This is a genomic window from Chryseobacterium sp. FR048, assembly GCF_056844665.1.
The window spans coordinates 995,236-1,017,632 of record NZ_JBXDSE010000001.1; the positions used below are offsets into that span (position 1 = coordinate 995,236).

Annotated in this window: 19 protein-coding genes; 8 read left to right on the forward strand and 11 right to left on the reverse strand. The window is 37.2% G+C overall.

Annotated features, from left to right (window positions below):
• The first annotated feature begins 155 nt into the window (after positions 1-155).
• Positions 156-1,460: a DEAD/DEAH box helicase gene (locus AC106K_RS04555; RefSeq protein WP_047097997.1), complete on the forward strand. Its 1,305-nt coding sequence runs from the start codon at positions 156-158 to the stop codon at positions 1,458-1,460.
• 58 nt (positions 1,461-1,518) lie between these two features.
• On the opposite strand, the gene AC106K_RS04560 is transcribed toward AC106K_RS04555, so the two are convergent.
• From AC106K_RS04560 to AC106K_RS04595, 8 genes are all read right to left on the reverse strand, one after another.
• Entirely contained in the window at positions 1,519-2,667 is a 1,149-nt protein-coding gene (locus AC106K_RS04560; RefSeq protein WP_482443479.1) for a hypothetical protein, read from the reverse strand.
• 2 nt (positions 2,668-2,669) lie between these two features.
• Complete coding sequence (locus tag AC106K_RS04565; protein ID WP_482443480.1) at positions 2,670-3,437, reverse strand: TatD family hydrolase; 768 nt, start codon at positions 3,435-3,437, stop codon at positions 2,670-2,672.
• Between the two features lie 5 nt (positions 3,438-3,442).
• Positions 3,443-3,964 carry a DUF4269 domain-containing protein gene (locus AC106K_RS04570; RefSeq protein ID WP_482443481.1) on the reverse strand — a complete coding sequence of 174 codons (522 nt, stop codon included), beginning with the start codon at positions 3,962-3,964 and terminating at the stop codon, positions 3,443-3,445.
• Entirely contained in the window at positions 3,965-4,915 is a 951-nt protein-coding gene (locus AC106K_RS04575) for a GSCFA domain-containing protein (RefSeq protein WP_482443482.1), read from the reverse strand.
• Positions 4,916-4,992: 77 nt separating this feature from the next.
• The gene (locus AC106K_RS04580) at positions 4,993-5,964 is read right to left on the reverse strand and encodes a polyprenyl synthetase family protein (protein WP_062676428.1); all 972 of its coding nucleotides are present in this window, start codon (positions 5,962-5,964) and stop codon (positions 4,993-4,995) included.
• A 101-nt stretch (positions 5,965-6,065) separates the two neighbouring features.
• Positions 6,066-7,208 carry an inorganic phosphate transporter gene (locus AC106K_RS04585; RefSeq protein ID WP_482443483.1) on the reverse strand — a complete coding sequence of 381 codons (1,143 nt, stop codon included), beginning with the start codon at positions 7,206-7,208 and terminating at the stop codon, positions 6,066-6,068.
• A 12-nt stretch (positions 7,209-7,220) separates the two neighbouring features.
• On the reverse strand, positions 7,221-7,859 hold the full coding sequence (locus tag AC106K_RS04590; RefSeq protein ID WP_027374906.1) for a DUF47 domain-containing protein: 639 nt from the start codon (positions 7,857-7,859) through the stop codon (positions 7,221-7,223).
• A 153-nt stretch (positions 7,860-8,012) separates the two neighbouring features.
• Positions 8,013-9,710 carry a DEAD/DEAH box helicase gene (locus tag AC106K_RS04595; RefSeq protein WP_482443484.1) on the reverse strand — a complete coding sequence of 566 codons (1,698 nt, stop codon included), beginning with the start codon at positions 9,708-9,710 and terminating at the stop codon, positions 8,013-8,015.
• Between the two features lie 227 nt (positions 9,711-9,937).
• On the opposite strand from AC106K_RS04595, the gene AC106K_RS04600 reads away from it, so the two are divergent.
• From AC106K_RS04600 to AC106K_RS04620, 5 genes are all read left to right on the forward strand, one after another.
• A complete protein-coding gene (locus AC106K_RS04600) occupies positions 9,938-11,248 on the forward strand; it encodes a TolC family protein (protein ID WP_482443485.1) in 1,311 nt (436 codons plus the stop codon).
• Between the two features lie 3 nt (positions 11,249-11,251).
• Positions 11,252-12,520 carry an efflux RND transporter periplasmic adaptor subunit gene (locus AC106K_RS04605; protein ID WP_482443486.1) on the forward strand — a complete coding sequence of 423 codons (1,269 nt, stop codon included), beginning with the start codon at positions 11,252-11,254 and terminating at the stop codon, positions 12,518-12,520.
• 101 nt (positions 12,521-12,621) lie between these two features.
• Positions 12,622-13,371, forward strand: a complete 750-nt coding sequence (locus tag AC106K_RS04610; RefSeq protein WP_482443487.1) for an ABC transporter ATP-binding protein — start codon at positions 12,622-12,624, stop codon at positions 13,369-13,371.
• A gap of 23 nt (positions 13,372-13,394) precedes the next feature.
• Positions 13,395-14,624, forward strand: coding sequence for an ABC transporter permease (locus tag AC106K_RS04615; RefSeq protein ID WP_482443488.1), 1,230 nt, complete (start codon positions 13,395-13,397; stop codon positions 14,622-14,624).
• An 83-nt stretch (positions 14,625-14,707) separates the two neighbouring features.
• Complete coding sequence (locus AC106K_RS04620) at positions 14,708-15,373, forward strand: DUF2461 domain-containing protein (RefSeq protein WP_482443489.1); 666 nt, start codon at positions 14,708-14,710, stop codon at positions 15,371-15,373.
• Positions 15,374-15,439: 66 nt separating this feature from the next.
• On the opposite strand, the gene AC106K_RS04625 is transcribed toward AC106K_RS04620, so the two are convergent.
• Complete coding sequence (locus AC106K_RS04625; RefSeq protein WP_482443490.1) at positions 15,440-17,230, reverse strand: DUF262 domain-containing protein; 1,791 nt, start codon at positions 17,228-17,230, stop codon at positions 15,440-15,442.
• Complete coding sequence (locus tag AC106K_RS04630; RefSeq protein ID WP_482443491.1) at positions 17,220-18,581, reverse strand: DUF262 domain-containing protein; 1,362 nt, start codon at positions 18,579-18,581, stop codon at positions 17,220-17,222. Before AC106K_RS04630 ends, AC106K_RS04625 begins: the two co-directional genes overlap by 11 nt.
• Positions 18,582-18,799: 218 nt before the next feature.
• Here AC106K_RS04630 and AC106K_RS04635 point away from each other — a divergent pair, with 218 nt between their 5' ends.
• Both AC106K_RS04635 and AC106K_RS04640 read left to right on the forward strand, forming a co-directional pair.
• Positions 18,800-19,594 carry an FkbM family methyltransferase gene (locus AC106K_RS04635; protein ID WP_482443492.1) on the forward strand — a complete coding sequence of 265 codons (795 nt, stop codon included), beginning with the start codon at positions 18,800-18,802 and terminating at the stop codon, positions 19,592-19,594.
• Positions 19,595-19,603: 9 nt separating this feature from the next.
• The gene (locus AC106K_RS04640; RefSeq protein ID WP_482443493.1) at positions 19,604-21,103 is read left to right on the forward strand and encodes a lipopolysaccharide biosynthesis protein; all 1,500 of its coding nucleotides are present in this window, start codon (positions 19,604-19,606) and stop codon (positions 21,101-21,103) included.
• Between the two features lie 150 nt (positions 21,104-21,253).
• On the opposite strand, the gene AC106K_RS04645 is transcribed toward AC106K_RS04640, so the two are convergent.
• Positions 21,254-22,396: a cytochrome-c peroxidase gene (locus AC106K_RS04645; RefSeq protein ID WP_482443494.1), complete on the reverse strand. Its 1,143-nt coding sequence runs from the start codon at positions 22,394-22,396 to the stop codon at positions 21,254-21,256.
• Between the last annotated feature and the right edge of the window lies 1 nt (position 22,397).

The window sequence follows — 22,397 nt, forward strand, 5'->3', positions numbered from 1 at the left end:
AATAATCTTAAAGAAGAGTCTCACCGATTCTTTAGCTTGAAAACCAATAAATACTTGAAACCGGCAAGAAAATCTTAATTTTTTTTAAACTACCTTTGCAAAACGTAATTCTTTCAGACAGAGGGAATTTTTATTTAAATTTTAAAATCATTCATTTGAATTTTACAGACTTAAACTTAATAGAACCTATTGCGAAAGCGATCCAGGAACAGGGATACACGACTCCAACTCCTATTCAGGAAAGATCTATTCCTGATATATTAGAAGGCAGAGATTTTTTGGGCTGTGCACAAACCGGTACAGGGAAAACTGCTGCGTTCTCTATTCCAATTCTACAGAACTTATCGAAGAATAAAATTTCGAACAACCATATAAAAGCATTAATTCTTACCCCTACCAGAGAATTGGCCATCCAAATTGAAGAAAATATCAATGCTTATGGGAAATACCTTCCTTTAAAACAACTTGTTATTTTTGGAGGGGTAAAACAGGGAAACCAGGAAGCTGCTCTGAGAAAAGGAGTTGATATTCTGGTAGCTACTCCGGGAAGACTTCTTGACTTTATTGCTCAGGGTATTATCAGCCTGAAGAATCTTGAGATCTTTGTCCTTGATGAAGCAGACAGAATGCTTGATATGGGATTTGTACATGATGTGAAAAGAATCATCAAACTTTTACCTCAGAGAAGACAGACTCTGTTTTTCTCAGCGACAATGCCTGCTGAAATTCAGAAACTGGCTAACTCCATCCTAAATAATCCTGTAAAGGTAGAGGTAACTCCTGTGTCTTCCACTGCTGACACCATCAAGCAATCCGTATATTTTGTTGAAAAGGATAACAAACTGAATCTGTTGTCTCATATTCTTCAAAACGATATTTCAGATTCTGTACTGGTATTTGCCAGAACGAAGCACGGTGCTGATAAAATTGCCAGAAAACTTCAAAAAGACAATATATCTGCTGAAGCGATTCACGGTAATAAATCCCAGAATGCAAGACAGAATGCACTGAATAATTTCAAATCAGGGAAAACCAGAGTCTTGGTCGCTACGGATATTGCAGCAAGAGGAATTGATATTGATGAATTGAAATTCGTAATCAACTTCGAGTTATCTGACGTTTCCGAAACGTATGTACACAGAATCGGAAGAACAGGTAGAGCCGGAGCAGAAGGAACCTCCATTTCTTTTGTTGACGGACTTGACCTTCTGAATTTAAAGAATACGGAAAAACTGATCGGGAAGAAAATTCCTGTCATCAAGAATCACCCGTTCCATACAGATGATCTTGTAGCTCAGAAAAGGGATTCTAATAACAAACCTGTTTCAGCAGGTGGTGAAAAGCCCAAGACTTCTAACTCCAATAGCTCAAGGTCCAATAAAAACCGTAAGAAGCCTTCTACAACAGCTTCTGTAGGATTCAAAAAACCTAAAAACAAGAATTTCACCAGAAAGAAATAAACTGAAACCCTTCTCATTTTTTGAGAGGGGTTTTATTTTTATAAAATATGACCTGTTTCTATCCGACTATTTTTTGTTTTGTATAGCAATACCCGATAATAGAGAAAGGTAAACAGGCTGCCAGATAAGTAGTAGAAAAGAAGTTATTCTGGTAGGATACTCCTAAAGTAAAGTACTGCTCACCCAGAAAGCTCACCATGACCAAAAAGGTAATATACGCCGAAAAATAAAATACGGTTTCTATCTTTTTTGCATAAAATGAGGCTATTATTGCCAGTACAATAAAAAACAGCATGACCAATTTATTGCTTTGCCCCTGAAGGGTTAAAGGATTATACTGCATCAGATGGTCAAGATTTTTAGCCGGCAGCAATACAGTTGCCAATAATAAACTTACGGTCAGTAAGAAGCTGAGTCCAAACTTTATTTTCTTCTCCCAATTGGTATTCCAGAAAGGCTGTAACAGGAAAATAATAAGAGGAATGATCACCACGCTTCTCGTAAGGCACAAAACACCTACACAAATCCCCAACAGAATGGGCTTTTGGAAATAATCCTGTCTGAATCTACTGCTCCAGAAGAGAATAAATGCAGCAACGGCAATAAATGATGAAATAAAATCACTTTTACAGACAACATCATAAATATAAGCCAGCGATACTCCCAACATTAATATAGCAGTAAAACGCACCAGATTGCTTTTGAATTCCAGCATAATCGTGTAGGAAAATAATAGGAAGGCCCCCACCTGAAGATACCCTACATTCCCCAGAAAATAAAATACACTCGATAAAAGCAGCTGCCCCGGAAGATAAGAAGACAGATTTCCCATAAAATTAGGGGTATCATAGATGTATTTCCCTTTGAACCAATATTCTAATGAAAATTCTAAGGTCTGCCATCGGTCGATATTCATCTTGTAAGGATCTTTCATGACATGGCACAGACCAATATAAGCTATGCTGATACAGGCAATGAGGATATAAACCAGTTTCCTGGTCCATATTTTCTTAAGCGGCGGCCATTTTCCCAAAGAAAACAGGAATAAATTCGCTACAAAGAAAACCGCTACCAAAACACTGACCGGAACAAAAGACTGCCTGATTCCGTACTTGGTCAGGAATAAAAGATTGACTATAAAATAAACTGCAAACAGTAAACCTCTATTCAACTGATTACTTTTCACAGATTTCAGCAATCCGTTCATTATTAGTCGTTTTTAAATAGATTTCGGGCATTTTCAGTCGTAATCCTGTCTATTTCAGAGAAATCCTTACCGTAAATGTTTACCAGTTTACCCGCAACCAGATCAAGGTATGAGCTCTCGTTTCTTTTCCCTCTATGCGGTACCGGAGCCAGATAAGGTGAATCGGTCTCCAACACAATTTTATCTAGAGGAATTTCATTCAGAAACTGATCAATTTTCCCGTTTTTGAAAGTCACTACTCCACCGATTCCTAAAATGAAATTAAGATCGATAGCGTGTTGTGCCTGCTCCAGGTTTCCTGAAAAACAATGGAAGATTCCTCTTAATTTAGGGTGTTTCTTTCTTTCCAGCACCTCAAATGTTTCGTCAAAGCTTTCTCTTGTATGAATCACAATCGGAAGGTCTTTTTCGATGGCCCAGTCAATCTGCTGTTCAAAAGCTTTTACCTGAATATCCAACGTTGTTTTGTCCCAGTACAGATCAATCCCGATCTCTCCTATTGCAGGAAAATGTCTCTGATCCAGGTAATTCTTAACGATCTGTAGTTCTTTTTCCCAGGATTCCGGTTTTACATAGCAAGGGTGCAGTCCCATCATTGAAAAGATCTGTCCAGGATATTCTGCTTCCAGCTGCAACATTTTTTCATGGGATTCAGAATCGATGGCCGGAAGATAAAATTCATTTATTCCTTTATCTAAAGCTCGTTGAATAGCTTCTTTTCTGTCTTCATCAAATTCTTCTGCGTATAAATGGGTATGTGTATCAATCATTTTATTTAAATTTTCAATAGATCTTCGTAAGGGTTTTCAAGTCCCAGCAATATTCCGAAAGCCGGTTCAGTCTTTATTCCCTGTTTTTTAAGCTCTATTATTTTTTGTTTAAACTCTTCTCCTTTTTCCTGTAATATTTTGTGTTCGGCAATCATATGAAGGTATGCGTTCTGCTGTGTTGTAGGCTTATTCTGTCCAAAAATCTCGATGGGAAACTCTTCCAGTATAAAATTTAACGTAATACATTTTTCGCCATTTATGATCGGATATTGTACGTCCACATCATAAGGAATAAACCTGCTCAACATTAAATCATCAAGAAAGTCTTCTTCAAATCTTAAATCTACATCCAAAATAATATCCAGATCGCTTCCATTGATGTCAATTTCTATAGGAACAGTTCCTGCCAGAATTGGAGAATAGTCTTTCAAATTCTCAAAAATACGGTGCTTTGTCAGAATTTCATAAGCCTTTTTCTGTCTTTCATTTCCGTCCTTCAGATAATCAATCCTGGTAAAATCAATCATTTAAAATATTTTATGTTTTACCTTTTTGCGCTGGTTTTCAATCCTCTGATCCAATTTTTCTCTGAATTCGATAAATTTCGGATCTTTCTTATCACTGGTCTTATGTTCTAAGGCTCTGATGATTTTGAAATTTTCTTTAATAAAGTTTTGGGTTTCGCCTGAAAAATAAGCATTCCCAAATTTGTCAAAAATATAATTAACAGCCTGGGTACTCGGGTGAATCATATCTTCTTTGTAAAAACGGTAATCCCGCAGGTCATCCATCAAAATCTCATACACCGGAAGATAATGACAGTCTTCAAATAGAGAGATCGATTCGTGAATAGCTGTTATTAACTTAGATTTACTGAGTTGATTTTCTACCATTCCATCTTTGGTATGTCTTACAGGAGAAACGGTAAAAAGGATCTGTACCCCTTCTTTACAAATATCTTTCAGTTCCAGGATCGTGTTATAAATTGAACCTGTAAGTTCCTGATGGGTAAGCAGTCTTTTTTCAAAAAACTTCTGCGGAATCTTGTGACAATTGGCAACCAGCTTTTTCTTGGGCAAAAATTCATAGATAAATGAAGAGCCATAGGTGATAATGATCCAGTCAGCTTCCTGCAGAAATGCATTGCCGTCTTCAATGGACTTATTGATCTTATCCAGAGTCTGATGAATATACCGGGTATCAAAGCTTGTATGGTGATCTAAAGAGATATATTCTTCGTTATAGGTAATCAGCTCTTCTTCTTCATAGAAAGATGAATCGTGAAGCCTTTGTACCGCATTGTTGATCGAAAATGGATTAAAAATCGTTCCAAAAGGATTATTAAGGGTCTGAAGCTGTCCGTCTTTCAGAAGATCGGTCATTTCAGAGGCAAAACATGACCCTATTGAAAATATTTTATCCTCAATTTCTATTTTCTTCTCTGATACAGGGATGTCAACTTCGGTTCTGAATTTCATTGTATAGGAATTGGGTGGCAGGAAATAAGTGGCAGGTAAATATTGTTTTACCTGCCACCTAGTCTTTGCTGCCTATATTAGCTTTCTCTTCTCAGCAGGTAATTTGCCAATTCGATGAACGGTTTTTTCTTTTCTTCAGGAACATCAATTTTCTGAAGGTAGCTTTGTCCGATCTCGTTATGCTTTTCGATCAGACGCAATGCTTTTTCGTCAACTTTTGTTCTTCTGAAAATCTTTTCTACCCCATACACCTTGTCCACATTCTCTGTCTTTTTAGAGTACCAGTAGTCAAGTTCTTTTCTTTCCTCATCTGTTGCATGCTCTCTTGCCAACAGGTATAGAACGGTCTTTTTATTTTCATAAATATCCCCGGCATGCTTTTTCCCAAACTGAGCCTGATCTCCAAATACATCAAGATAATCATCCATAATCTGGAATGCGATTCCGATATGTTTTCCGAAGTTGAAAATCGCTTTGGCATCTTTAAAATCAGCTCTGGCGATCAACGCTCCGATCTCAAATGAGGAAGCACTCAAAACTCCTGTTTTGTAGGTGATCATTCTGATGTAATCATCAAAAGTAACATTCTCCTGAGTTTCAAAATTGATGTCATACTGCTGGCCTTCACATAAAAGAAGTCCGGTATGGGTAAATATTCTGATACAGGCTTTGAAGATTTCAGGTTCAAGGTCTTCAAAAAATTTATAAGCTTTAAGCATAAGCCCGTCTCCTGAAAGGATTCCTACATTGAGTCCGTGTAAAGTATGAATGGTAGGTTTATTTCTTCTTAAAGGCGCTTCATCCATAATATCATCATGAATCAGCGTAAAATTATGGAAAAACTCGATCGCCAGCGCCGGTTTGATTGCCTGCTTAAGATCTCCACCGAACATATCACACGCCATCAGCACCATAATAGGACGAAGACGTTTTCCACCGTGGGAAATAATATAGTTCATCGGGTCATACAACTCCGAAGGTTTATCTTTAAAAGTATATTTAGTGATGGCGTCTGCAACAATCTGCTGGTATCTGTCTAAAAATTCCATAAAATCTTATAATTTGAACAAAAATACGATTTTTCGAGGCTTTATAAAACAAAAAACTTTGTCCGTTTGGACAAAGTTTGTATGATAATATGATTTGTATTTTAAAAAAGGAAAGTTACCACAAGATAGGTAATTCCTGCTACGATGGCAGAGATTGGAATGGTTAATACCCAAGCCCAAAGAAGGCTTACCGTGATCCCCCATCTTACTGCTGAAATTCTTTTCGTCAACCCTACCCCAATGATAGAACCTGTGATCGTGTGTGTTGTAGATACAGGAATACCGAAGTGGTCTGTAATGAATAAAGTGATAGCTCCTGCAGTTTCTGCACTTACACCTTCTAATGAAGTTACTTTTGTAATCTTCGTTCCCATTGTTTTGATGATCTTCCAACCCCCACTCATTGTTCCTAATGCAATGGCAATAAATGATACTAAAGGAACCCAGATATAATGCTGTGCAAAATAATCAAAACGTCCTGCAGAAGGAATATCAAGGTACTGTGCATCCTGAAGCATATTCACGTGATAATAAATTACCGCTGCCCCAATGATCCCCATTACTTTCTGAGCATCATTCAAACCGTGTCCTAAACTAAACAATGCTGATGAAGCCAGCTGTAATCTTTTGAAAGATTTGTCTGCTTTGTGTGGGTTTGATCTTTTATAAAGGTGTACAATAATTAATGTAATGATGATTGAGATGACCATCCCTATGATCGGTGCCATGAAAATGAACAGGAAGATAGGAATTACTTTATCAAACTTCACTACCCCCTGATGAGTTACCTGGCTGAAAGCTTCTTTAATGGTTTCCCACATCCCAAGCTCTGGCTGTGCTGCCGCTACTGCATGATAATCCATCATGAAAGCATGCATAAGAGCCGCTCCTAAGAATCCTCCGATCAATGTGTGTGATGATGATGAAGGGATCCCAAACCACCAGGTTAATAGGTTCCAGGCAATTGCCGCAACAAGGCCGGAAAATATTACCTCAAGGGTGATAAAATTCTCATTAACGGTTTTGGCAATTGTATTACCAATCTTGAATTCTCCAATGATATAAGCAGCAATAAAGAACGCTGCGAAGTTCCAAAGCGCCGCCCAAAGTACAGCCTGGAATGGAGTTAAAACTTTTGTAGAAACTATAGTTGCAATCGAGTTGGCAGCATCATGGAATCCATTGATGTAATCGAAGATCAAAGCCAACGCAATAATAACTATAAGTAAAATCGGAAATTCCATTTTTGCTATGTATTAGGCGTATTTAATCATGATGTTCTCAATCGTATTGGCAACATCTTCTGCTTTGTCTGTTACAATTTCAAGATAGTTCAATACAGATGAAACTTTAATAATGTTGATCGCATCATTGGTTTCAAATAATTCTACCATTGAATTGGAAAGCAGGTCGTCTGCAATATTTTCAATAGAGTTCACCTTGATACAAGCTTCTTTTACCTGCTCCATATTTTTGAATCCTTTAAGATTCTTCATGGCATTCTGAATTTCAAGACATGCTTTATGAATCAGTAAAGAGAAGTCTGAATAAGCCTTCATCTCCGGAGATTTGTATAAGAAAATATATTTTGTAGAAGCGTAGATATAATCCGCAATATCATCTAATCCTGTTGCCAGTGTATGGATGTCCTCACGGTCAAAAGGAGTAATGAAGTTTTTCCCTAGTTCTACGAAAATTTCGTGAGTAAGCTCATCATTCTTGTGTTCGAAGTCACTCATCTTCTTCAACATTGAGTCGTCATTAAGATCAAAATCCTTGATTCCTGTGTTGAATTCTTCTGACATTGCAACTAGGTTTTCAGTTACCTTTTCAAAAAGTACAAAGAAGATTTTATCTTTTGGTTGAAATGCGTGGAAAATATTACCAATTCCCATTTTTTAGTATTTATAATTCGTGTGCAAATTTCTTAAAAAAGGATTGTACGTGAAACTATATAACATTAAGTTTTGTTAACATTAGGTTACCCACTGATTATCAAATAAAAAAACCGACATTACTGCCGGTTTTGTATGATATAAAAAAGGGAATTAGTTAGCTACTTCAGCCCTCATATCTTTTCCTTTAAACTTCATCGATTGAATGTTACTTAAAACATTGTCTTTGAATGATTTTTCAACCTCAAAGAAAGAGAATTTCTCTAAAATCTCAATATCACCAATTTCTGCTCTTTTCTTGGTTTTTCCACCAGCAGTAGCTTTATTGATAATATCTAAAACATCAAGCTTCTTCAAATGGTCTTTTTTACCAAGGTTGAAGAAGAATCTTACCATGTTTTCATCTTTTCTTCTTGGCTTTCCACCACGGTCTCTGTCTCTTCCACGATCTCTGTCTCTGTCGCGACCTCTGTCTCTATCTCTGTCACGTCCACGATCTCTTCTTGAGTAGTCATCGTCTCTGCTGCTCAGCTTCTGCTCCATCAGGTCATGCTTGTCTTTGTAGTACAATGCAAGATCTTTCAACTGGAACTGCAGCAACTGGTGCACCAATTCTTCTTTTGTAAAGTTGCTCAGATCCGGGATTAAGCTATCATCAAACTCGAAAAGATCTTCGTGCTCCGTCAATAGTTTTTCGAATACACCACCTACCTGAGCTTTGATAATATCATCACCTGTAGGAACGAATCTTTCGTTGATTTCAATTTTTGTAGCAGATTTGATTTGCTTCAGTTTTCTGCTTTCTTCAGGCTTGATCAAAGCCATAGAAATACCATCTTTTCCAGCTCTACCTGTTCTTCCGCTTCTGTGAACGAATACTTCAGGATCATCCGGTAAAGAGAAATGGATAACGTGAGTAAGAGAGTTTACATCCAATCCTCTTGCTGCAACGTCAGTCGCTACAAGAATATCGATATTTTTCAATCTGAACTTCTTCATTACCGTATCTCTCTGCGCCTGAGAAAGATCTCCGTGTAATGCATCAGCTGCATAGCCATTCTGCATTAAGAAGTCTGCCACCTCCTGAGTTTCCATTCTTGTTCTACAGAAAATAATGGAATACTGGTTAGGGTTAGCATCGATCAATCTCTTCAACGCTTCTTTTTTCTGACGGTATCCTACCACATAGTATTCGTGTGTAATGTTCTTCTTCACTTCGTTGATAGAACCTACTGAAATACGGTGTGGTTTTGTAAGATAATTTTTGGAAATTCTTTCCACTTCCTTGTTCATCGTTGCAGAGAATAAGAAAGTCTGTTTTGTTTCCGGAGTTTCGCTTAGAATGGTTTCCAATTCGTCTTTGAATCCCATAGAAAGCATTTCATCAGCTTCGTCTAATACTAACCAATGAATCGCAGAAAAGTCTAATGCTTTTCTGTTGATAAGATCGATTACTCTACCAGGAGTTCCCACAATGATCTGTGGTTTATCCTTCAGAGATCTCATCTGCTCTACAATACTACTTCCACCATAAACCGCAGTTGTTTTGATGTCTTTCATATACTTAGAGTAATTTTTTATGTCTTTCGAAATCTGAAGACATAATTCCCGTGTCGGACAAAGCACCAATAATTGGATTTTGCGACTCGTATCGTCAATCATATCCAAAATCGGAAGCGAAAACGCTGCTGTTTTGCCTGTCCCTGTCTGCGCAAGTGCGATCAAGTCGCGAATATCTGAAAGAATAAAAGGGATAGTCTGTTTTTGGATTTCTGTTGGGCTTTCGTAGCCCAGTTCGCCAATTGCCTTAAGAATATCAGGACTTAAACTGGTTTCCGTAAATAAATTCATTAACTATTTTAAAATTTTTGCAAAGATACAATAAATATTTGACTTGTTTTTGAACAAAGTTTTAAATAAGCAAACTTAAATTCAGAATCTTTTAATATATTTTTAATTTTTAGAAAATTAAATCTAAAAAATCAAGCCTTAGGTTAAAAAGTTGTTAAATATTATTTTTTTTTATTAAATTGGATTAATTTTTTCAGTGTTATTTATGAATTTTCAAAAATAAAACTATGAAAAGCAAATTTTTCTTTTTGATATTCTCATGTATAGCCTTTGAAATATTTGCACAAACACCCAATTATCCGGCCACCTGGACGTTGGAAAATTGTATTGAATATGCAAAAGAGAATAATATTTCCATCAATTCTCTAAGGCTTTCAAAAAATTCTGCACAGCAGGATCTGCTTCAGGCAAAAGATGCAAAATATCCGAACCTGAGCGGAACTGTTTCACAAGGTCTTTTTGCCTTAAACGGAAGTGACGGCCTCCATATGAACGGCGCCCAATCTCAAAGTATAGGAGCCAATTCTTCCATGACCCTCTATCATGCCGGCTATATCAAAAATAATGAAGCTTCAAAAAACTTATTGGTACAGATGGCTGATCTGTCTGTACAGGAATCCGAGAACAATATCACCCTCAACATCACCCAGGCTTATCTGAATATTCTGATGAATCAGGAAAATATTGTTTCTCTGGAAAATGTTCTGAAGACGACACAGACCCAACTGAAACAGGGCAATCAACTTTACGGTGCCGGAAGCCTTTCCAAATTAAATTACCTCCAGATTCAGTCACAGGTGGCCCAGGATCAGTATAATCTGACCGCAGCCCAAAACAATCTGCGAACCAATATTGTCAATCTTAAACAAATTTTGCAGCTGCCTTCCAACTATGATTTTCAGATCGTAAAACCGGACACGATAGTAGTAGACAATCAGCTACAATCTTTACAGGAAGTTCAGAATCTGGCACAAACCCAACGTCCTGAAGTAAAGTACGGTGAACTGAACCTTGAAAATTCAAACACCAATCTGAAAATGGCAAAAGCCTCCATTCAGCCCACTTTAAGCCTGACCGGAAATATTTCTACCAATTATTCGAATGGAAACGGCAATTATTTTAATCAATTGGGAAATAATTTTTATATGCCCGTCGGTCTAAGTCTCGGAATTCCGATTTACAATAACAGAATCTATAAAACCCAGATTGAAAAATCAAAAATTGCCATTGAGCAAGCCAACCTTGATTTGTTGAACACCAAAACGGTCCTTAATCAGCAAATTGAGCAGTCTTATATCAATCTGCAGAATGCTTTATCACAATACGATGCTGCTTCCAAACAAATGGACATCAGCAAACAGAGCTATGACATTGTCAACGCACAAATGAAGATCGGAAGTATTGATTATGTACAGCTTCAACAGCAGAGACTGCTTTATATCCAGTCTATTCAAAATTATCTGCAGGCCAAATACACTGCAGTTCTCAATAAACAGATCTACGAATTTTATGCAGGTAATCCTATAAATCTGAAGTAAGCTATGAAAACAAAGAATAAAAAATGGTTGTATTGGGTTGTGGGTGGCATTATTGCCCTTGTTGCCGTATGGTTTTTCTTCATCAGAGAGAAAGAAATAAAAATTCAGCTGGAAACCGTAAAACCTGAAATGGGGGAAATTTCCAATTCTATTACCGCCACAGGAACCATTCAACCCGTAGATACCGTTGCCGTGGGTACCCAGGTATCGGGAATCATCAAAAATATTTATGTAGATTTTAATTCTACTGTGAAAAAAGGGCAACTACTGGCCACTTTGGATCCTGATCTGCTTAAGTTCCAATCAGATCAATATCAGTCTAATTTACAGAATGCTAAGAGTAATCTTGCTTATAATGAAATCAATATCAACAGACAATCCCAGCTTTATAAAGTGGGGGCGATCAGCAAGGCCGATTTCGACAATGCCACCAATCAGTATAAAATGGCAAAGGCACAGGTAGGTACTGTAACCGCTCAGCTTGCTACAGCCAATAAAAACCTTTCTCTCACCAATATTTACTCCCCTATAGACGGCACAGTTCTCAACAGGAATGTAAGTGAAGGTCAAACGGTTGCTTCAAGTTTCAGTACCCCTACGCTCTTCAGTATTGCCAAAGACCTTACCAAAATGAGGGTTCGCGCGTCGGTAGATGAAGCTGATATTGGAAATGTAAAAGTAGGCCAGAAAGCCAGCTTCACTGTTGATGCTTTTCCTGATGAAACCTTTAAAGGAGAGGTTTCGGAAGTCCGCCTTCACCCTACCGTTTCCTCGAATGTCGTGAATTATACCACAATCATCAATGCGGATAACTCCGGTCTAAAGCTTAAACCGGGAATGACGGCCAATATTACGATCTATACTCAGGTTTTGGAAAATGTGATGAAAATTCCGGTCGCAGCAACGAGTTTCCGGCCAGACAGTCTGATCATCAAAAAATATAAGATCAACTCTCCATTTGCCAACGGTAAAAAACATGAGAAGGGACAATGGAAGAAACAAAATAAGAATAAAGATAAAGGTACAGGGCCAAAAGATGAAGCAGCCGTTTGGGTTATCGCCAAAGACAGTACTCTATCCCGTAAAAAAATCAAAACCGGAATGGATAATGATACCGAAATACAGGTTGTTTCAGGGTTGACTAAAAATGACAACATCATTACAGGCTATAAACTTCTGTCTAAAAAATCCTCCGACGCGCAAGCAAAAAGCCCGTTCATGCCTCAAAGAAGAGGTGGCGGCAACAATAAAGGTGGCGGTGGACCGCGATAAAAACAATTATAAATCAAACAACAGCTAAACCAATAACTAGCAACTAGCAACTAGCAACTAGCAACTAGCAACTAGCAACTAGCAAACCTAAAACAAAAGTCATGGCAGAAAAAATTCTGGAGATCATCGATCTTAAAAGAGAATTCAAAATGGGCGAAGAAGTTGTGCATGCTTTAAAAGGGGTAACGTTTTCTGTAGAAAGGGGCGAATTCGTAACCATTATGGGAAGCAGTGGCTCCGGAAAATCTACTTTGCTCAATATCATAGGCTGTCTGGATAAGCCTTCAGGTGGAGATTATATTCTGGACGGAGTCAATATTAAAAATCTTGACCGGGATGAGCTGGCTGTTCTCCGGAACCAAAAGATCGGCTTTGTTTTTCAGGCCTATAATCTTCTTCCCAGGACTACTGCAAGAGAAAATGTGGAGCTTCCCCTTCTGTACAACTCGAAGGTTTCTACAGAAGAACGCCACAAAAGGGCTTTAAAGGCTCTCACCGCTGTAAAGCTTGAAAACCGGGTTGATCACCTCCCCAACCAGATGTCCGGAGGTCAGCAGCAGAGAGTTGCCATTGCCCGCGCTCTGGTGAATGAACCTGTAATGATTCTGGCGGATGAAGCAACCGGAAACCTGGATACCAGAACGTCTTATGAGATCATGGCCCTTATGCAGGATCTTTATCGTCAGGGCCGAACCATCGTTTTTGTAACCCATGAACCTGACATTGCCACTTTCAGCAGCAGAACCGTTACCCTCAGGGACGGAAAAGTTATCAAAGACGTTCGGAACGATAATATAAAATCAGCCAAAGAAGCCCTGGAAAACCTTCCGGTGAATGATGATTACAAATAGTTTTACACTGAAAATCTACTGATATGAACCTCTCCAATCTCTTCAGAATTGCCTGGAAAGCCCTTTTAAGAAACAAGCTTCGTGCATTTTTAACCATGCTCGGTATCATTATCGGGGTGGCTTCAGTGATTGCGATGACTGCCATTGGAGAAGGCTCAAAAAAAAGCATCAGTGATCAGCTTTCTTCTATGGGTTCCAACATGATCACCATACGTCCTTCCAGCAATGTGAATGTTTCCGGTGGAGCCAGAATCGGAGCTTCGGGGCTGCAGACTCTGAAGCCTCAGGATGCGGATGCGATTTCAAAAGGCGCCCCTGATGTTTCTTATGTTTCTCCCGCCGTACAGGCTAACGGGCAATCTATCAACGGTCCCAACAACTGGCCTACTCAGTTACAAGGGGTGAATGAAGAATATTTTAAAATCCGAGACTGGAATATTGCAGAGGGTAACCTTTTTTCCCGAAAGGATGTGACTTCTTCAAATAAAGTGTGTCTTTTAGGACAAACGGTCTACACCAATTTATTTCCCAATGGCGAAGATCCTATAGGAAGTATTATCAGATTCAACAAAGTCCCGATGAAGGTGATCGGAATTCTGGCTTCAAAAGGCTCCAATGCTTTCGGGCAGGATCAGGATGATGTCATTATCGCTCCTTTCAATACGGTTCAGAGAAGGTTTTTAGGAATCACCTATGTTCAGACCATTTATGCTGCCTCTACCAACGAAAATACTTCACAGCAGGCTACAGATCAGGTTTCGGAGATATTAAGAAAACAGCACAAATTACCTGTTGACGGAAGTAATGATGATTTCAGTGTAAGAACTCAGGCTGAACTGATTTCCACAATGAGCTCCACCAGCCAGCTTTTGACCGTTCTTTTATCGGCGATCGCCGGGATCTCCCTGATTGTTGGGGGAATCGGAATTATGAATATTATGTATGTTTCTGTTACTGAACGAACTAAGGAAATCGGTTTAAGAATGTCTATCGGAGCAAGAGGAAAGGATATTCTGTATCAGTTTCTTATTGAGGCCGTCCTTATCAGCATTACAGGAGGCATCATCGGGGTCTGCTTGGGCCTACTCACCTCAAAACTGGTCACCATCTTCCTCTCATGGCCTACTTTCATCACAGAATCTTCTATTATTGTCTCTTTCATTGTATGTGCGGTTACCGGAGTTTTCTTTGGCTACTATCCTGCCCTGAAAGCGTCAAAACTTGACCCTATTGAAGCATTGAGGTATGAATAGTTTTTGTACATTTGAAATACGTGAACATAGAATCGCGCATTATTTCAAAAAAACAGCAAATCTTCAAAAACACCTTACACCATATGTCAGCAAACATTTCTTCCAAAACATTTGATTTTTTAAAGAAGCTAAGCAAGAACAACAACCGTGAATGGTTTAATGAAAATAAAGGTCTTTATACGGAAGCACAGCAGAATGTAGTTTCCTTTCTTGATGAACTGATTAAGGAGATGTCCGGTTTCGATGAAGAGCTTGCTAAAATAGACAGCAAAAAATCATTGTTCAGAATTTATCGTGACACAAGATTCTCAAAAGATAAATCACCTTACAAAACCAATTTCGGTGCTTCTCTGGGAATGGGAAAAGGCAATCAGAAAGGCGGTTATTATCTTCATATGGAACCCGGAAAATCATTTCTGGCAGGCGGAATCTATATGCCGGAATCTTCTGTTTTGAAAGAGGTACGTAAAGAAATTTCTTTATATGGCGAGGATTTTCTTAAGATTGTCAACAACAAGGATTTTAAAAAGCATTTCCCGGAGCTTGATCAGGATGATAAACTCAAAAAAGTTCCTCAGGGATTTGAAAAGGAAGATCCTATGGCAGAATATTTAAAGCTTAAAAACTTTATCGTAGTCTATTCTCTGAAAGATGAAGAGGTTCTGGATAAGAATGCCGTAAAGAATATGACCAAGATTTTCAAACTGATGAAACCTTTTAATGATTTTCTGAATACGCCGTTTCAGTAGTTTCTTATTTATCAATAGCACTTATTATAGAAAAAAATCCTCGCCATAAAGACGAGGATTTTATATTTATTTACCTTTATAAAATTCCAGTAAAGATGTCATCTCTGCCTGGTGTGTCTGTATTTCTTCAGTACTCCAATGATCTTCTTTTTCACCGGAAAAACACTTATACATCAACAATCTTTTTAAGCTTGTATTGTCATTAAAGAATTCTTTCTTATAGGACGGATGCTGATCATTTGCCGAAGAATTCTGAGCGCCTGAAATAAGACATAAGTTCCCAAAGGAATGTAGAACTTCCGGCTTTACATCCATTGCTTTTGATTGTGCCAGTAAATGTTCTTTTGAACTTAACTGACGGAACCTATAGGTATTCCAGCTTGCTTTATCAACTTTCTTAAGAATAGAAGCAATCTCTTTCGGTGGATCCTCATCTTCATGGCTGCCCCTTAAGAAGTCAAAATAAATTTCCCATAATATGTATTCAAAATAATAGAAAACTTTAGCGGTTACCTCCCCATAGTTCAGAGATGTCATATCCAGCTGGTATAGTTTATCAGATAAAGTTTTAAATAAAACATCATAAAGTTGGGTATCTTCTTTAGGTTTCACCTCTAAAACTGAAATAAGCCAGTCTTTTTTGTTTTCAGAAACTGTGGAATAATAAAACATAGCCTGGAGCATTTCTATTTTATCTTCAGTCTCATGGTTTTTAAAGGCAGATTCTTCAGTTTCTATTCCATCATTTATTTTGTATGTTCGGATTCCCCATTTTGACTCCTGATGGAAAAGATCATTTTTTATAACGAAACGATCAAAATAAATTCTTGTTTTCAGCAATTCTACGATAAAAGCTTCTGAATTCTCATAGTCTTTAAATACTTCCAACAGTTTTTTATCATCAAACTCTTTTAAGTTATTTTCAGTATCAGTAAGATAAAAAGTATAAAGAAGAAAAGTAGGAAAATCTAGAACAGAGCGAAACACATCAGCTTTTTCCTGTTCATCCTGCGTAAAGCCTCCCGGAATGGAATAATTGGAAATAATACCTGATAAATCCTGTGAGCACCCAGCACCCTCCGCTTCTCTTGTTTTTTTTTCCCAATCAGCATATTCTGAGATTAACTTCTCCCATGATAGATTGTCCGGATCGGCAAATATTTTCAGACTCAAATTCTTTTCAAAATTATTCCAAATATAATCTCCCATATTCGAACAAGCATCCCATATAGCAGAAAACAAATTAGATTTGAGTGTATCATTATTCAAAACTCCCATCAACCGGGCTTTAAGAATTTCATGTTTTTCCAACTGTTCCCCACGGTTGTTCATAATTTCGAAATAATGATTAAGCTCTGTTTCTGATGGCAACTCGGTTCTGAAAATAAATGTGTTTTGGAAAAACTTTATAGAAAATTCTTTTTTATCAATTCCTTTTTCATGCAGAACTTCATTGATAATTTCTACTCCACGGGCAAGGTTTTGTGATTTCTCATTTTTAGGAAGTTTATTCAGGGCTGAACCTTCTTTGGAAATATGTTTTAAAAAGACCTCACACTCTGCTCTTGCCTGAAATTTCAGGTTAAAGTCTTTTTTGTTTTCATCAAGAACCGCCTGGATCAGATTCAGTGTTGTATGACGCTGCTGCCCATCTACCAATTCATAAGAACCATCTTTTCTTTTGAAGGTCACCAGTGTTCCGAGGTAATATTTTTGTCCGGGACCAATATCGTTAATATCTTCTATAAGTTTGGAAATCTGTTCCTCCTCCCATTCATAGTTTCTCTGATAAATAGGAATAATATAAGTGTCATTGCTTAGAATCTCAGCAATGGATACAGCTTCTTTAATTGGCATTTTCAAGAACCGGTTTTTTAGTTTTGTTTATAAAATCATGTATTTCCTTTGCTCCTTTCACATATTTATCCTCGTCCCATTCCTTATCATAAGAACAGTAAAGATCAGAATGCAGCTCCTCCGGCGTATAAGAATCTTCAATTAAAGAAAAAAACTTTTGAGCATTGTAAAAATTCATTATACTGATCTCATTAATAGACTTATTTTCAAGTCTTAGCTGATAGGAATTTTTATAGAATTCTTCGTAGAAAGTCCTGTTTAAGCACTGTACATCAAATCTGTCAACAAAGTGGAGACAAATATTTTTATACATATTCCGAACCTTCTCATCACCTTTTCTCCACCAACCATGATACCCGAAACAATACTCTCTGTTGAACTCGAAAAAATCTTTATTCAGTTCTTCATCAAAAAGCTCTTTTTTCAGTTCAATATAGTGGAAAACATAATCAAAAAAGGCTTTTCCATTGATAATTGGCATCGAGATCTGAAAAGGAAAAGATTGAGAAATATTAAAATTTTTAAGGAGTCTGTCATTTTGTGCGTTACCTACTGCCCCATCCAATATCCGAAGTGATGTTTCATATCGAAATTGTCTTGGCACATGGAGGCTGATTCCTTTGAACTCGCTGATGTCATTTTTGGTAAAAAAATATTTACTTTTCCCTTTTGTCCAGTTTCTTATTCTGAACAAATGCTCCTGCAGAATTTCAAGAAGAGGATTTCCTTCTTTCATAATATATTCTTCCCATTTCTCCGTATATTTCTCCATTTCAGATTCAGAATGCAGATCTTTTTCCATTTCACGAAGATGAAATGCTTTCAATAAATCATGTGGATAAAGAGATTTCCCCCGTGAGTTTTGGGAATCAAAAAGCTGAAAAGCTTCATCTTCATCAAAAACAGTAATCAGCACCAGCTCACATCCCTGTTTGATTTTTCTAAGAAAACCTTCTTTGCTAAGGGTTTTCGATCTGAACCAGTTTTCTATCTGCTGATAATTGAATTTGATATTGTTTTTGGAAATTTTATTTTCAAAATTTTCGTTTTGTAACAAAACATCTCTCTCTCCTAAATAATGTAAAATCAGAGAAAGTGTTACTAACCTTTGCTGTCCATCTACGATATTATTGATTCCATCTTCCTGATGAATAATAATACTCCCGATTCTATAGACAACATTCTGCTTTTTTAAATATATATTTTCATATAAATCGTCTAACAGCTGAATCACATGCTCTTTCCTCCATTTATAGGGTCTTTGGTAATTGGGGATCGAGAGTTTCATTTCTCTTTTATCCAATAGATAATTGAGTGGCCTCTCTTCTAAAACAGGAATATTTTTGCTCACGGCTTATTAATTTTATCAAATATAAAAATTCATTCCTATATTTCCAGCCAGACTCACCTGCCACATGAGTATAAAGTAAATCCAAAAGAAGCTAAATTCCAATTCATTAATTAAACATCATTAATTTTAACAACTGAAAATCAACAAATTATATTTAACGTTTTTTAAGATAAGTTTTACATTTTTGTTTATCTTTGCTGTTCGTCAAAAAGCTAAGGATGTCTTTATACCAAAAAATTGCAGAAAAACTACAATACATAAGTCCGAATTTTTATAAAAAAAGATATTTTAAGAATTTAAACAATCTTAATAAAAATAATTTTTCAGAACGTAATGTAGAACCGGAACTGGTATGGATCAAGGAATACCTTCCTAAAAATGCTGTAATACTGGACATTGGTGCGAATGTAGGAACTTTCCTTTATCAGTTGGAAAACAAATTGAATCATGAGCACATCTATGGTTTTGAGCCTAACAAAAAGCTGTACCGACGATTGAAAAGACTGTTCCCCTCTATGCGGGTACTTCCTTTAGCCCTTTCTGACGAAAATATGACAGCGGAATTTAAAGTTCCGGTGATCAACGGGAGAACGATTGCCTCCCGTGGTACTTTAAATACTTCTTATAAGGAAAAAGGAGAAGAAAAAAGCTATACAGAGAAAGTAAAGGTCATCAAGCTAGATGAATGGGCGGCTCTGGAACATTTCAACAGACTGGATTTCATCAAAATAGATGTTGAAGGCAATGAAATAAAGACTCTTGCAGGAGCCCGAGAAACCATCAGACAGTTCCATCCTACCTTAATGGTTGAAATGGAACAGAGACACCACCAAACTCCTATATGGAAAGAAATTTCTGAAGTGATAAGCTGGGGATATGAAGCCAAATATCTCAACAGAGACAGCTTTACGCTGGAATCGCTTACAGAAGAAATCATATTACAAAATACAAACGACGAAAAAAATAAAACTCAGTACATCAACAATATTATTTTTATACCTAAAAACATTTAAAACAACTTTATGAGTGTAGTAGCGAGACAAGGCTTCAAATATTCCATTATCGGTTATATTGGTTTTTTGTTGGGTACTGTTTCGATCTTTATTTTCATGAACAATCTTGAGTTCTATGGAACCCTGAGATACATCATGCCAACCGCCGAAATGCTGGTGCCTTTTGTAGTTTTTGGAATTTCTTATTCTAATGTAAAATTTTTCAATAAGGTGGATAAAGATGGGAAGCGGCAAAATATGCTCTCACTTTCATTAGCAGCTGTTTTTATCAATTTCATTTTGTTTTTGGTTGTTTTTTTTCTGATTCCATACTTTTTTCCGGGATTTAAAAATATGAAAGCATGGAAGATTAAAGAGGTCATTCTTCCTCTTACCCTGCTCCTTTCATTCTGTGCTATTTTCAATAAATACACCTCCAATTATAAAAGGATTGTTGTTTCCAATATTTTTGATAATCTTTTCCCTAAAATTGCGAATCTGGGGGCTTTCCTGATTTTCATTTATTTGGTTTCCCGCTACACGGAAGCATCATCAATACCGGAAACGGCTGCATTGGCCTTTTTCTTCGGAATGTTTGTTTTAATGTTTGCCGGATATGTTTTTTATACGAATAAACTCGAAAAAATCACACTTGATTTCAGCACAGACTATTTCAAGAAAGATGATTTTTATAAAGAATTTGCTGCCTACAGTTTTTTTGGCTTTTTAGGAACATTCGGAAATTACCTGGCCATCAACAATTTTATGATCGGTGAATTTCTGGGAATGGAAGAAAATGGGATCTATTCCACGCTTTATGCGCTCATTTCTTTGATCTCTATTCCTCAGTTAGGTTTATTCAATATTTCAGCACCTATTATCAGTAAAAATCTTGCGGATGGTGATATGGAGGGCTTGGATAAATTCCATAAAAAAACCTCCTTAACCCTCTATTTCTTAGGGGCTGTATTATTTTCCTGTATCATGGTCGGGTTTCCTTATCTGACTCATTTTATGCCTAAAAATGGGGTAATGCTCAGGGAATATGAACCTGTGGTCTGGATCTGGGGATCGGCGGTTCTTATCGATTTGGCAACAGGATTCAACGGAAACATCATTTCACTTTCCAAGCATTACAGATTTAATATTCTCGTGATGCTTATTCTTGCTGGTCTTACTATTGGATTAAATTTCTATTTTCTGAAGAATACAGACCTGAAACTGATAGGTATTGCTTTGTCAACGGCTATCTCTTTAACAACGTATAATGTGGTTAAAATTGTTTTCAATTATTTTGTGTTTAAAGTATCTCCTTTCACCATCGAGATGATCTTTGTTTCCATTATCTGTACGTTGGCGATTACGGTAGCAATTGTTCTTCCGAACTTCGATAATAACTTTATCAATCTTATTTACAAGCCCGCTGTGGTTTTGCTTTTAATTTTCATTGGAAATTATTTCACCAAAGTATTTCCGGTTGAGAATTATCTCAACAAGAATTTCATCAAAAGCATTTTCAAATTTAAATAGAACGCTAAGATGTAATTTAGATACAGTACCGCTTAAAACACTTGCAGTATCAGGAATATCAACCTTCTACTTCAATTAAGTACTATCATATAAAACAAAAACGCTCCAAATAGAGCGTTTTCTTATTTCTGAATGCAGTATCTCTGTCTATTATTGAGTAGGAAGTTCAGGAGGTCTCATTTTATATTTATAGCTGTTAAGTGTTTTTAAAAAAGCTACAATATTAAAAACCTCATCATCTGTAAGGTTCAGTTTGACAATCATTCCAGATTTATGAGGGAATTTCGGGTCATTCACCTGATTTGCTTTGGGAATTTCTCTTCCCATTCCGGCATTATACATCATCACAACATTGGCCAGTTCCGGAAATAGACCGTTATGCATATAAGGTTTATTATCTGTAACCTCTCTCAGGGTAGGTGTTTTAAATTTCCCGACATCTTCATTTTTCAGAGTCTCCATATATCTTCCCAAATCTTCATATTTTCTGCCATAATAGGTAAGACCGAGATTATGAAATTTCTGATCTGAAAAGTAAGGTGTATTGTGGCAATTGATACAATTCGCTTTAGTACGGAATAAATGAAGTCCGTTGATCTCAGCATCGGTAAGTTCATTTTTCTTTCCGCCAATAAATTTATCAAAACGGGAGGCAGGACTCACCAATGTTCTTTCAAAAGTTGCAATTGCCTGAGAAATCCTGTCTTCAGTAACGTCCTTCGTTCCGAATGCTTTTTCAAAATAGGTTCTATATCCTTTTATCTTACGTATATTTTTTGTTGCCAGCTTATAGTGAAGATTCATTTCTACAGGATTTTCAATCGGAGATTTCACCTGCTCTTCCAGCGTCATGGCTCTTCCATCCCAAAATAGAGTTTTAGCATACCCTATATTCACCAAAGTAGGGGCATTCCTGGTACCAGTCTGCCTGTTATGACCAAAAGAAACCCTGCTTCCATCTGCCCAGCCCAGATCCGGATTATGACAGTTGGCACAGGAAATCTGCCCGGATCCTGATAAACGCGGATCAAAAAAAAGCATTTTCCCCAATTCTGCTTTATCTTCAGAATAGGGATTATCTTTAGGAAACTCCATTTTAGGAAGTGCTCCTATATCCTGAAATCCTTCTTTAGCCTCATCAAAGAGAGAGACCTTAGGCCATAAGGCATGATTTCCACTTCCATACATTTCGCGCAGCTCTGTAACAGTATACCCTGTAGGATCATTCGAGGTATGCGCAGACATTATGATCACTGATGCAATAGCGAGTATTACCAGATATCTTTCCTTCATT

Coding starts and splice junctions, on each gene's coding strand:
- AC106K_RS04560 (WP_482443479.1), bottom strand. CDS start 2,667: ATGAACGGATTGCTGAAATCTGTGAAAAGTAATCAGTTGAATAGAGGT.
- AC106K_RS04565 (WP_482443480.1), bottom strand. CDS start 3,437: ATGATTGATACACATACCCATTTATACGCAGAAGAATTTGATGAAGAC.
- AC106K_RS04570 (WP_482443481.1), bottom strand. CDS start 3,964: ATGATTGATTTTACCAGGATTGATTATCTGAAGGACGGAAATGAAAGA.
- AC106K_RS04575 (WP_482443482.1), bottom strand. CDS start 4,915: ATGAAATTCAGAACCGAAGTTGACATCCCTGTATCAGAGAAGAAAATA.
- AC106K_RS04580 (WP_062676428.1), bottom strand. CDS start 5,964: ATGGAATTTTTAGACAGATACCAGCAGATTGTTGCAGACGCCATCACT.
- AC106K_RS04585 (WP_482443483.1), bottom strand. CDS start 7,208: ATGGAATTTCCGATTTTACTTATAGTTATTATTGCGTTGGCTTTGATC.
- AC106K_RS04590 (WP_027374906.1), bottom strand. CDS start 7,859: ATGGGAATTGGTAATATTTTCCACGCATTTCAACCAAAAGATAAAATC.
- AC106K_RS04595 (WP_482443484.1), bottom strand. CDS start 9,710: ATGAATTTATTTACGGAAACCAGTTTAAGTCCTGATATTCTTAAGGCA.
- AC106K_RS04600 (WP_482443485.1), top strand. CDS start 9,938: ATGAAAAGCAAATTTTTCTTTTTGATATTCTCATGTATAGCCTTTGAA.
- AC106K_RS04605 (WP_482443486.1), top strand. CDS start 11,252: ATGAAAACAAAGAATAAAAAATGGTTGTATTGGGTTGTGGGTGGCATT.
- AC106K_RS04610 (WP_482443487.1), top strand. CDS start 12,622: ATGGCAGAAAAAATTCTGGAGATCATCGATCTTAAAAGAGAATTCAAA.
- AC106K_RS04615 (WP_482443488.1), top strand. CDS start 13,395: ATGAACCTCTCCAATCTCTTCAGAATTGCCTGGAAAGCCCTTTTAAGA.
- AC106K_RS04620 (WP_482443489.1), top strand. CDS start 14,708: ATGTCAGCAAACATTTCTTCCAAAACATTTGATTTTTTAAAGAAGCTA.
- AC106K_RS04625 (WP_482443490.1), bottom strand. CDS start 17,230: ATGCCAATTAAAGAAGCTGTATCCATTGCTGAGATTCTAAGCAATGAC.
- AC106K_RS04635 (WP_482443492.1), top strand. CDS start 18,800: ATGTCTTTATACCAAAAAATTGCAGAAAAACTACAATACATAAGTCCG.
- AC106K_RS04640 (WP_482443493.1), top strand. CDS start 19,604: ATGAGTGTAGTAGCGAGACAAGGCTTCAAATATTCCATTATCGGTTAT.
- AC106K_RS04645 (WP_482443494.1), bottom strand. CDS start 22,396: ATGAAGGAAAGATATCTGGTAATACTCGCTATTGCATCAGTGATCATA.